Raw genomic sequence first — 10,907 nt, forward strand, 5'->3', positions numbered from 1 at the left:
TTCAATAGGGCGATGCTGCTGGTTTCTCGGGTGGCAACGACTGCCGGTGGTTATGGGTCCCCGCTTTCGCGGGGACGACGAACTGGATCACGATGACAACCTCCAACATCAAATTCCGCCCCGGAACGAAGGAAGCACCAACCGAGCCTTTCAAGCGGGCGGTCACCGCCTGCCTGCGCGCAATTGCGAAGACGCCCGAGCTCGATGTGAGCTTTGCGGCCGAGCGGCCCGGGCTCGCACCAGGCAAGGCGCGGTTGCCCGAGCCCGCGCGCAAGATGACACGCCGGGATGCGTCGATCGTGCGCGGTCATGCCGATTCGATTGCGCTCAAGCTTGCCTGTCACGATCCCAAGGTGCACCGCCGGCTGATGCCGGGCAATCCGCAGGCGCGCGGCGTGTTCGAGGCGGTGGAGCAGGCGCGGGTGGAAGCGATCGGCGCGCGGAGGATGGCCGGCGTTGCCAAGAATCTAACGGCGATGCTCGACGATCACTTCCATCGCGGCAAGTTCGACGAGATCACGGACCGCGCGGATGCCCCGCTGTCGGATGCACTTGCCATGATGGTGCGCGAGCGCCTGACCGGCCTCGCGCCGCCCGCGGCTGCGAAAAAGATGGTCGATCTCTGGCGTCCGATCCTGGAGGACAAGATCGGCAAGCGGCTCGATCAGCTCGGCCGTTTCACCGAGGATCAGGCGAAGTTCGGCGACCTGGTGCATGATCTGTTGTCGGCACTCGATCTCGGCGACGAACGCAACGCCGAGGCCGACGAGGACGAGAACCAGGACGACAACCGCGAGGGCGAAAGTGAGCAGTCCGGCGCCGAGGGTTCGCCGGATAGCGATGCGGCCCAGGAAATGAGCGCCGATCAGGCTCAGGCGAGCACCGAGGAATTGTCGGAAAGCGCGATGGAGAGCGCACAGGCCTCCACCAGCGATACTTTCGACGATAGCGAACTCGGCGATGACGAAACGCCGGGCGAGGCGACGCGGCCCAATTTCCGCGGCGCCAACGAGCCGCGCGGGCCCGAATATCATGCCTTCGCGCCGAAATTCGATGAGGTGATCGCGGCCGAGGACCTCTGCGACCATGACGAGCTGGAGCGCCTGCGCTCCTATCTCGACAAGCAGCTCGCGCACCTGCAAGGCATCGTGGCGCGGCTTGCCAATCGCCTGCAGCGGCGGCTGATGGCGCAGCAGAACCGCGCCTGGGAGTTCGACCTCGAGGAAGGCATTTTGGATCCGGCGCGGCTGTCGCGCGTGGTCGTCGATCCCTATCACCCGCTGTCCTTCATGCACGAGAAGGAGGCGACCTTCCGCGACACGGTGGTGACGCTGCTGCTCGACAATTCCGGTTCGATGCGCGGCCGCCCGATCACGGTGGCGGCGACGTGCGCCGATATTCTCGCCCGCACGCTGGAGCGCTGCGGCGTCAAGGTCGAAATCCTGGGCTTCACCACCCGTGCCTGGAAGGGCGGGCAGTCACGCGAGGCCTGGCTCGCCGCTGGCAAGCCGCCCAATCCCGGCCGGCTGAACGATCTGCGTCATATCATCTACAAGGCGGCGGATGCACCGTGGCGGCGCTCGCGTAAGAATCTCGGTCTGATGATGCGCGAGGGGCTGTTGAAGGAGAACATCGATGGCGAAGCACTTGATTGGGCGCACAAGCGGCTGCTTGCCCGGCCCGAACAGCGCAAGATCCTGATGATGATCTCTGACGGCGCACCGGTCGATGATTCCACACTGTCGGTCAATCCCGGCAATTATCTCGAGCGCCATCTGCGCCATATCATCGAAGAGATCGAGACGCGTTCTCCGGTCGAATTGATCGCAATCGGCATCGGCCACGACGTGACCCGCTACTATCGCCGCGCGGTCACCATCGTCGACGCCGAGGAGCTCGGCGGCGCCATCACTGAAAAGCTCGCCGAGCTGTTCAGCGAGACCCATGCGGCACCGGCCAAACCGAGCGGGAACGGGCTGCGGCGTCGGCTGCATTCGTGAGCTGATGCGCGCAAACCTCTCTCGCCGTCGCTTTCTTCAGGTCTCGGCGGCGGGGCTTTCGGCAGTCGCGGTGCCGGCGATCGCCTGCGCTCAATCCGCGACGCAACCGCCGGCGAAAACGGGGGCCATCGACGAACATTCCGTCACCTCCCCTGTCTCGATCGGGGTCAACGCGCGGCCCATCCCTTCCTTTGATCCGCGCGACCATTCGCATATCCGTTTTGGTTCGCTGGAATATCGCAGCGGATTGGTGCTCACCTCGTCCTTTCCGGGCTTTGGTGGGCTGTCGGCGATTCGGCTTGATGCCAGGGGCGAGCGGTTCATCGCGCTCAGCGACAAGGGCGGTTGGTTCACCGGTCGCATTGTTTATTCCGGACACGCCATGGTCGGGCTCAAGGAGGTCGAGGCAGCGCCGATACTGGGGCCGGATGGCAAGCCGATCACCGCGCGCGGCTGGTACGATTCGGAGTCGCTCGCGCTGGATCGTCAGTTCGCTTACGTCGGCCTCGAGCGCGTCAACCAAGTCTTGCGCTTCGATTTGTCCGAAGGCTTCACGCGGTCGCGGGGCGAGCTGGTGTCGATGCCGCCCGCGGTCAAGAAGCTTCCCCACAATAAGGGGCTCGAAGCGCTTGTCGTTGTGCCCCAGGGCCTGCCGCTAGCGGGTACCCTGGTCGCGCTGTCTGAGCGAGGGCTCGACCGCGACGGCAATCTCGTCGCGTTTCTGGTTGGCGGACCTTCGCCTGGACAGTTCTCCGTGCGCCGCACGGCCAATTTCGATATCAGCGACGCGGTGCTGCTGGCATCCGGGGATCTCTTGATCCTGGAGCGGAAATTCTCCTGGATCTCCGGAGTCGGTATCCGCATTCGCCGCATTCCGCTTCGATCGATCATGCCCGGCGCGCTGGTCGACGGCCCCGCGATCTTCGAGGCCGATCTCGGTGAGGAGATCGACAACATGGAGGGGATCGATGCCTACGTGACGGCGGAGGGCGACACCGTCCTCACTCTGGTCTCCGACGACAATTTTTCGCTGATTCAGCGCACCTTGCTGCTGCAGTTCACGATGGTGGAGTGATTGTCGCCTACAGGAAAGCCACCGAATCCTCGATGCGCTCAGCCGGCGCGGCGTCTTGATCGGGCCTGCACCCAAACAAGGCAGACCATACGCGGGCGCATTGCCGCCCACCGGCCGGTGCAGTTGGAAATCTCCCCTGCAACCACCTAATCTCTCCCAACGCCGTTTCCTTCCAGTTCCGGAGCTCCCTCGCATGAGCGCCTTGTTTTCCCCGATCGAGCTGCGCGGTCTGTCGCTGCCCAACCGCATCATGGTCGCGCCGATGTGCCAATATTCGGCCGTCAATGGCGAAGCCACGGACTGGCATTTCACCCACATCAATTCGCTGGCCCTGTCGGGTGCCGCGATGTTCTGCATCGAGGCCACGGGCGTGGAGGCGATCGGCCGTATCACACCGGGCTGCCTCGGCCTTTGGAATGAGGCTTGCGAAGCCGCGCTCAAGCCGATCATCGCCTCGGTGCGGAAGCATTCCAACACCGCGATCGCGATTCAGCTTGCGCATGCCGGGCGCAAGGCGTCGAGCCAACGCCCTTGGGAAGGCGGGCAACTGATCCCGCCGGATGAAGGCGGCTGGCAGCCGGAGGCACCGTCTGCCGTTCCACACAAGCAGGACGAAGCGCCGCCGCGGGCGCTTGATCTGCCGGGACTTGCGCGCGTGCGCGATGCCTTCGTTGCCGCGGCCAAGCGCGCAATGCGTCTCGGACTGGATGCGGTCGAGCTGCACTGTGCCCACGGCTATCTGTTGCACCAATTCCTCTCGCCGATCTCCAACCAGCGCACCGATCAGTACGGTGGCTCGCTCCAAAATCGCATGCGCTTTCCGCTGGAGGTGTTCGAGGCCATCCGCGCGGCGGTGCCGCCCGAAAAGCCCGTCGGTATCAAGGTGTCGGCGACGGATTGGGTCGAGGGCGGTTGGGATCTCTCCCAGACCATCGAACTCACCAAGGAATTGAAGCAGCGTGGGGTCGACTGGATCGATGTGTCTTCCGGCGGCGTGTCGCCGAAACAGAAGATTCCGCTTGGCCCCGGCTATCAGGTCCCGCTTGCCAAAGCCATCAAGGCGGAAACCGGCGTCACCACCATAGCCGTTGGCCTGATCACCCAGGCCAAGCAGGCTGAAGAGATCATCGCATCCGGAAAGGCCGACATGGTCGCGCTCGCGCGCGGCATGCTGTACGACCCACGCTGGGGCTGGCATGCCGCCGCCGAGCTTGGCGGTCATGTGAGCGCGCCGCCGCCCTATTGGCGCGCCGCGCCGGCGGAACAAAAGGAGCTGTTTGGCAATACGCGTTTTGGTGTGAGGTAAGGCAGTCCCTCGTGGTGCTGCGGGGGCGGAGCTGCCAATGGGTTTCGCGCCGCAGGCAAAAGGATTAAGGTGGCGGCCTAACGGCCGGTTGGCGCCATGCGAACTCGCTTCAGAAGATTTGCGCACGTGCTGGAGCGTTGCGGGCTCGCGCTGGCCGGCGCGGCCTGCGGGCTCTTTGTCGCGGCCCATGTCGGCTCCAGCATCAGCTTTCTGACCACGCAGGGCTTTCTGCTCATCATGATGATCGTCGGCGCGATCGGCTTCTATCTCGGCATCGACACGCCGCCTTTGCCGTTCCATGATGATGAGCTGGCCGAGCCCAAGGTCGATTCCGCGGAACTCCTGAGCGCGGCAGGCACGTTTTTGGCGACGCTCACCGCGTTCTTCTCGGTCGCGATCATCATTCTGCGCCAGGAGCCACACATCGCCTGGACAATCCTGATCATGTTGGGCTGGTCGCTCGGCGTCGCCATGCAAATCATTTCCGGCGCCATCGCCCGAGCGCGGGAGTAACGGATCTCCAGGGCCGCCATTTTTCTGCTTTCGGCAATCGGCCTCGCACCAGCTTTTTGCGTTCTTCGCAAGCCGGAACAAGCTGCCATGGAACTCCTTTAGCGTATGTGAAGACTGCCTGGAGCAAGTACCATGGGCGCCGAAGTTGAACTTAAGCTTGCAACCTCTCGAAGCGGCTTGCGCAAGGCACTCGCGCTGCCTTGGCTGAGGAAGATGGCGGGCCAGGGGGTCAGCAACCAGGACCTGACTTCGGTTTATTTTGATACCGATGACCGTACGCTGCGCGCGCACGGCGTCTCCTTGCGCGTGCGCAAGAACGGTGAACGACGGTTGCAGACCATCAAGGCGGTCTCCGACCTGCCGCTGGCGCGTTCGGAATGGGAAACCGAGATCGACCGCGACCGGCCGAAGCTGGAACTCGCGGCAAGCACCGCGCTCGCGCCGCTCTTGACGGACGAGATCAGGCAGCAACTGAAGCCCGTGTTCGAGACGCGCGTCGAGCGTGTGGTGATGCCGCTGCAGTTTGGCGACAGCGAGATCGAACTCGCGCTCGATCGAGGCCGCGTCGGAACGGCCGATAGCAGCGTCGACATCGCCGAGATCGAGATCGAGCTGAAACAGGGCGAACGCCACGATGCGGCGCGGTTGGCAAGGCGCCTTGCGCAGAGCGTGCCCGTCACCTTTGGTCCACGCGCCAAATCGGAGCTGGGCTACGCACTGCTTGATCGCGCGCTCGATGCGCCGGTGTTTGCTCGTCCCGTGATGATTGCGCCTGCCTCGACGGCAGCGGACGCCTTTATCATCATCGGTTACGCCTGTCTGCGCCATCTCGCCAGCAACGAGGCCGCGGTGCGCAGCGGCGATCCGGAGGGCGTTCACCAGATGCGCGTCGGCCTGCGGCGGCTGCAGACGGTGCTGTCGCTGTTCAAGAACATGTTGCCGGGCGCGGACACGGAACGCGTCAAGCGCGAGCTGAGATGGCTTACCCGACAGCTTGGACCAGCACGCGACTACGACGTATTCCTTTCCGGGACCGTGAAACCCCATCTCGTCCATCATCCGGACACTGGTGTGTTCGAGGCACTCGCGCATCATCTGGAACGAGAGCGCGACGGTGCCTTTGCGCGGGCCCGCGCTGCGATGGACAATGAGCGCTTCCGCCGCCTCCTGCTCGACTGCGTCCTCTGGCTGCTCGACGGCGAATGGCGCAACAGCGACGATCCGCTGCTGCGCGCCTTGCGCGAGCGCCCGGCGCGCGCGTTTGCGCAAGAGGAACTGGGGCGGCGGATGCGCAAGGTCGTGAAGCGCGTGCGCAAGCTCAAGAGGCTCGATGCGCGCCGGCGGCACAAGCTGCGCATCGCCGTGAAGAAGGTTCGGTACGGCCGGGAGTTTTTCGCAAGCCTCGATCCGGATCGTCGCGGCCGCAAGCTGGACCGTGCACTGAAAAACCTGCAGAGCGCGCTTGGCGAACTCAACGACATGCGGGTGCATGCCTCCTGGGCGCGCGATCTCGCGCGGGCCAATGGCGCGACACGCAGGGCGTTTGCCGCGGGCTATCTGACGGGCCGCGAAGAGGTGCGGGCGGACGAAGTGCTGTCGCAGGCCCTGGCGGCCGGCAAACGCTTGCGAAAAGCGGCGTGAACAGCGTCCCTCAACCCGCTTTGCGCGCGTGATGGCTGTGCAGCTTTGAAGCCAGCAGTCGCCGCCAGTCGTTGAATTCGCCGCTCGCGATATCGCGCGGCCGCTTCAGATCGATGACATATTCGCTGTCGATCCGCCCCGGTCCCGGCGACATCACCACCACGCGGTCCGCGAGGAAGATTGCTTCCTCGATCGCGTGGGTGACGAACAGCACCGTGAGCCCGGTGCGCGACCAGATCTCCACCAATTCATCCTGCAGCCGCTCCCGCGTCATCGCGTCGAGCGCGCCGAACGGCTCGTCCATCAGTACGATCTCAGCGTCGTTGGCGAGCACGCGCGCGATCGCCACGCGCTGCTTCATGCCGCCGGAAAGCTGATGCGGATAGACGTCGGCAAAATTCTGCAGGCCGACGAGCTCGATAAAGCGCTCGGCGGTCTCGTTGATCTCCCGCCAGCCTCGCCCGCGCGACTTCGGTCCGAAGCGGACATTGTCGCGCACGGTGAGCCAGGGAAACAGCCCGTAGTCCTGGAACACCATGCCGCGGCTGGGGCCGGGACCCGTGATCGGCATGCCCCACATCGAGCTCTCGCCGGCCGTCGGCGCCTCGAAGCCGGCGGCCAGGCGCAGCAGCGTGGATTTGCCGCAGCCGGAGGCGCCGATCAGGCAGACGAACTCGCCCTTCTTTACGCTGAGATTGGCGCCGCGCAGCGCCTCGATCGGCCGACCGTTCTGCGCATAGGTCTTGCCGACATTGCGCAGCTCGAGAATGGGGATCTCAGCCATGTGTCGGGCTCCAGGCAAGCCAGCGGCGGCCGATCAGCATGACCAATTGATCGCTCAAGAAGCCGAACGCGCCGATTACGATCATGCCTGCGATCACGATCTCGGTGCGCGAGAGCTGCCGCGCCTCCATGATGATGGCCCCCAGTCCCGTCTGCACGCCGGTCATCTCGCCGACCACAATCACGACCCAGGCAAAGCCAAGTCCCAGCCGCATGCCGGTGAAGATTGAGGGCAGCGCCGCCGGCAGCACCACGCGGAAGAACTGTGCCGAGCCGGTGCAGCCGAGCATGCTGGCCGCCTCGAACAGCCGCGGCTCGACCGAGCGGACGCCGAAGATGGTGTTGACCAGGACGGGAAAGAACGCGCCCAAAAACACCAGGAAGAAGGCCGAGCGCGGCCCAAGGCCGAAGATGATCATCGACAGCGGCAGCCAGGCGGTGACGGGAATCGGCCGCAAGATCTGGATGGTCGGATCGACCGATTGGCGGATCAGCGGCACCCGCCCGATCAGCATGCCCAAAGGCAGCGCCACGATCAGCGCCAGCGCAAAGCCGCCATAGACGCGGCTCATCGACGCGAGCAGATGAATGTGCAGGGTGCGGCTATAGGCATCGTCATTGATGCCGCCGAAGGCGAGGTCCTGAAGCTCCAGCCACACGTCATGGGGCGGCGGGATCAGGCTCGCCGGCCGGCCCGCGGTGGCAAAATGCCAGAGCGCGAGCAGCAGCAGCGGAAAAGCCATCGCCAGCAGCACCGGCCGCAGCCGCGACCATGTGCCTTCGCCGAAGCTTCGGCGGACCGGCAACGGCATCGCGGCCGGCCGTTCCTGCGCGGCAGTGTTCTCGGTCGAGGGTGCCAGCATGCGAACCGCTCAGGTCGGCTTCATGGCATCGACAAAGCTGGTGTCGATGAAGGTTGAGAAATCCGGGATGCGCTTGATCTGCTTCAGCGCCAGCATGTGCTCGGCATAGATCCTGGATTCCTCGATCTCCTGCGGCCCCAGCTTCCATGTCAATTCCACATTGGGCACCGAGGCCTCGATCGCCTCCTTCTTCTGTCCCAGTTTTGCGCTCGCCATCGTCACCATCGCATCCTTGTTGGTCGCGGCATAATCGGTCGCGCGCTGGTGAATGCCGAGCATGACGCGCACCAGCTCCGGCTTTTCGGTGATGAGATCGCGATGGGTGCCGAACACCATGTTGAGCGAGCCCATCGGCGTCGAATAGGGATATTCGACCAATTGGCCGACTCCCGTGGAGAGCGACACGCCGGGCCCCGGTTCGGCGCCGACATAGGCATCGATGTCGCCGCGCGCGAGCGAGATGTGCATCTCGCTGAAGGAGACGCGGACCGGCTCGACGTCCCTGATGCTCATGCCCTCCATCTTCAGCCGCTCCAGGAAAAACACCTCCTGGGTCGTCCCCGGAAACACCGCCACCCGCTTGCCCTTCAGATCCCCAAGCGTGTTGATGCCGGAATCCTTCTTCGCGATGATCGCCATGCCGCGGTTGCAGGTGGAGGCGATCACCACGACCGGCTCGCCCGCGGCCGCGCCCAAGATCGCGGCCGCAATGCCGAAGGCGCCGAAATCGACCGATTTGGTCACCACCGCGTTCTTGCATTCGGTCGGCGTCTCGAACGGGGTGACCTCGACCCTGTAGCCGGCCGGCACGAACTGCTCGTAGAAATAGGGCGCGATCGAATGGATCAGCTTCAATGCGCCGGCGCGGATCACGATCGGCGCGCCCTCCGCGCGCAGAACCGCCGGTGCGGCAATCATTCCGGCTCCAAGGCCCAACAAGAATTCGCGACGCAATAGTTTGGTCATCAGCGCTGGCTCCCTCTGCTGGCTCGGAGAAATGCAACAACCGTGCCGGAAGCGCCTGCTTTTGCGCCGCATCTGCCGCCCTCGCGCCCTTGTGTCCCAGGCTCACGTTCGCCGCATGCAGAGGTGAAGCCTGCCCGCTCCCCGGGCCATGATTCCGCCGCAACCGGGGGAGGTACTTCGTATACTCAAACAATAAGCGCCGGCGCCGATGCCGACGCGTACATAACAAATAGAGGAACGCCCATGGAACTCGGATATTTCGCGATGCCGTCGCATCCGCCGGAGTGCGGCTTCAAAGAGGGTCACGACTTCGACCTGCAGGTGCTGCGCTGGCTGGATGAACTCGGCTACCAGGAGGCCTGGATCGGCGAGCATCACACCGCGCCCTGGGAGCCGCATCCCGCGCCCGACCTTCTGGTCGTCGAAGGCTTTCGCCAGACGAAGAATTTGCGCATCGGCCCCGGCGGCTTTCTCCTGCCCTATCACCATCCCGCCGAGCTCGCGAACCGCGTCGCCATGCTCGACCATCTTTCCGAGGGCCGCCTGAATTTCGGCGTCGCGGCCTCCGGCCTGCCGAGCGACTGGGCGATGTTCAATGTCGACGGCATGAGCGGGCAGAATCGCGAGATGACGCGCGAGGCGCTGGAGATCATCCTGCGGCTGTGGACCGAGCCCGCGCCGTTCACGCACCAGGGCAAGTATTGGACGGTGACCAAGCCCGACGTGATGTTCGATTTCCTCAAGCCTCACCTCAAGCCGCTGCAAGCGCCGCATCCGCCGATCGGCGTTGCCGGCCTCTCCAAGGGTTCGGATACGCTGAAGCTCGCGGGCGAGCGCGGCTTCATTCCGATGAGCCTCAACCTGAACCCGGCCTATGTTGGCAGCCACTGGGAGTCGGTGGAGGCGGGCGCGGCGAAAAGCGGGCGCAAGCCGAGCCGGCGCGATTGGCGGCTGGTGCGCGAGGTGTTCGTCGCCGACACCGACGAGGAAGCCTGGCGGCTTTCGGTCGGCGACATGATGGGCCGCATGATGAGCGAATATTTCCTGCCGCTGCTCGGCCATTTCGGCTTCAAGGATTATTTGAAAGCCGGGCCCGACGTGCCCGATAGCGACGTCAATGTCGAGTATTGCGCGCGCCACAACTGGGTCATCGGCTCGCCGGCGACCGTGACCGAGAAGATCGAGCAGATCTGGCACGAGGTCGGCGGCTTCGGCGTGCTGCTGGTGTTCGGTTTCGACTACAAGCACAAGCCGCAAGCCTGGCACAACTCGCTGCGCCTGTTGAAGGAGGAGGTGCTGCCGCGGCTGAAGCATCTCGATGCAGGGATGGGTAGGGCGGCCTAGCGGCGGGAGGCAGGGGAAGCGAGGCGGCGTCCAAAGCGCCGCCTCGCGCCGTGTTTTGCTGGTCCAATGAAAGGGCGGGGCGTGCTGTCTAAAGCGCGATGGGATTAGGTCGAATCGCCATCGCGCTTTAGATTCTTGTTTGAGCATGATCTTTTCGGAAAACCGCTTCACACTTTTCCGGATCATGCTCTGATCCGTCATCCCCGCGCAAACGGCTTCGCCGTTTGTCGCTGGAGGCGCGAGCCACCGGGTCCGCGCGAAGCCCGGCCCGATGACAGGCTCCACGAGCCTCGAAGGATAGACGGCCACGCTGCAGCATCGGGGCCGTTCATCCTTCGAGACGCGCTTCGCGCTCCTCAGAATGACGGGGATGAAGCTGACCGCTCAGCTACTGCTCCGATTCGATTTTCAAACAG

Annotated in this window: 9 protein-coding genes; 6 read left to right on the forward strand and 3 right to left on the reverse strand. The window is 64.4% G+C overall.

Annotated features, from left to right (window positions below):
• Positions 1 to 92: 92 nt before the first annotated feature.
• The 5 genes from cobT (at position 93) to F758_RS0119985 (ending at position 6,535) form a co-directional block, all read left to right on the forward strand.
• Positions 93 to 2,000 carry a cobaltochelatase subunit CobT gene (gene cobT, locus F758_RS0119965; protein WP_024509528.1) on the forward strand — a complete coding sequence of 636 codons (1,908 nt, stop codon included), beginning with the start codon at positions 93 to 95 and terminating at the stop codon, positions 1,998 to 2,000.
• A gap of 4 nt (positions 2,001 to 2,004) precedes the next feature.
• The gene (locus F758_RS0119970; RefSeq protein ID WP_024509529.1) at positions 2,005 to 3,075 is read left to right on the forward strand and encodes an esterase-like activity of phytase family protein; all 1,071 of its coding nucleotides are present in this window, start codon (positions 2,005 to 2,007) and stop codon (positions 3,073 to 3,075) included.
• Between the two features lie 193 nt (positions 3,076 to 3,268).
• Positions 3,269 to 4,381, forward strand: coding sequence for an NADH:flavin oxidoreductase/NADH oxidase (locus F758_RS0119975; RefSeq protein WP_024509530.1), 1,113 nt, complete (start codon positions 3,269 to 3,271; stop codon positions 4,379 to 4,381).
• Positions 4,382 to 4,477: 96 nt separating this feature from the next.
• A complete protein-coding gene (locus F758_RS0119980) occupies positions 4,478 to 4,894 on the forward strand; it encodes a hypothetical protein (protein ID WP_024509531.1) in 417 nt (138 codons plus the stop codon).
• 132 nt (positions 4,895 to 5,026) lie between these two features.
• Positions 5,027 to 6,535 (forward strand): CYTH and CHAD domain-containing protein, encoded by a 1,509-nt coding sequence (locus F758_RS0119985; RefSeq protein ID WP_024509532.1) that lies wholly within the window; start codon positions 5,027 to 5,029, stop codon positions 6,533 to 6,535.
• 10 nt (positions 6,536 to 6,545) lie between these two features.
• Here the strand turns inward: F758_RS0119985 and F758_RS0119990 are convergent, their stop codons facing one another.
• Genes F758_RS0119990 through F758_RS0120000 form a run of 3 tightly spaced genes read right to left on the reverse strand, consistent with a single transcriptional unit; the run spans position 6,546 to position 9,147 of the window.
• Positions 6,546 to 7,319 (reverse strand): ABC transporter ATP-binding protein, encoded by a 774-nt coding sequence (locus tag F758_RS0119990; protein ID WP_024509533.1) that lies wholly within the window; start codon positions 7,317 to 7,319, stop codon positions 6,546 to 6,548.
• Positions 7,312 to 8,181: an ABC transporter permease gene (locus tag F758_RS0119995; protein ID WP_024509534.1), complete on the reverse strand. Its 870-nt coding sequence runs from the start codon at positions 8,179 to 8,181 to the stop codon at positions 7,312 to 7,314. Before F758_RS0119995 ends, F758_RS0119990 begins: the two co-directional genes overlap by 8 nt.
• Before the next feature lie 9 nt (positions 8,182 to 8,190).
• Positions 8,191 to 9,147, reverse strand: coding sequence for an ABC transporter substrate-binding protein (locus F758_RS0120000; RefSeq protein ID WP_024509535.1), 957 nt, complete (start codon positions 9,145 to 9,147; stop codon positions 8,191 to 8,193).
• Between the two features lie 243 nt (positions 9,148 to 9,390).
• Between F758_RS0120000 and F758_RS0120005 the strand changes: the two genes are divergently transcribed.
• Entirely contained in the window at positions 9,391 to 10,491 is a 1,101-nt protein-coding gene (locus tag F758_RS0120005; protein ID WP_024509536.1) for an LLM class flavin-dependent oxidoreductase, read from the forward strand.
• Positions 10,492 to 10,907: the final 416 nt, after the last annotated feature.

It is taken from the genome of Bradyrhizobium sp. ARR65, assembly GCF_000472385.1.
GTDB lineage: Bacteria > Pseudomonadota > Alphaproteobacteria > Rhizobiales > Xanthobacteraceae > Bradyrhizobium.

Bases quoted from the DNA above. Each gene is read 5' to 3' on its own strand.
- cobT (WP_024509528.1), top strand. From the start codon at position 93: ATGACAACCTCCAACATCAAATTCCGCCCCGGAACGAAGGAAGCACCA.
- F758_RS0119970 (WP_024509529.1), top strand. From the start codon at position 2,005: ATGCGCGCAAACCTCTCTCGCCGTCGCTTTCTTCAGGTCTCGGCGGCG.
- F758_RS0119975 (WP_024509530.1), top strand. From the start codon at position 3,269: ATGAGCGCCTTGTTTTCCCCGATCGAGCTGCGCGGTCTGTCGCTGCCC.
- F758_RS0119980 (WP_024509531.1), top strand. From the start codon at position 4,478: ATGCGAACTCGCTTCAGAAGATTTGCGCACGTGCTGGAGCGTTGCGGG.
- F758_RS0119985 (WP_024509532.1), top strand. From the start codon at position 5,027: ATGGGCGCCGAAGTTGAACTTAAGCTTGCAACCTCTCGAAGCGGCTTG.
- F758_RS0119990 (WP_024509533.1), bottom strand. From the start codon at position 7,319: ATGGCTGAGATCCCCATTCTCGAGCTGCGCAATGTCGGCAAGACCTAT.
- F758_RS0119995 (WP_024509534.1), bottom strand. From the start codon at position 8,181: ATGCTGGCACCCTCGACCGAGAACACTGCCGCGCAGGAACGGCCGGCC.
- F758_RS0120000 (WP_024509535.1), bottom strand. From the start codon at position 9,147: ATGACCAAACTATTGCGTCGCGAATTCTTGTTGGGCCTTGGAGCCGGA.
- F758_RS0120005 (WP_024509536.1), top strand. From the start codon at position 9,391: ATGGAACTCGGATATTTCGCGATGCCGTCGCATCCGCCGGAGTGCGGC.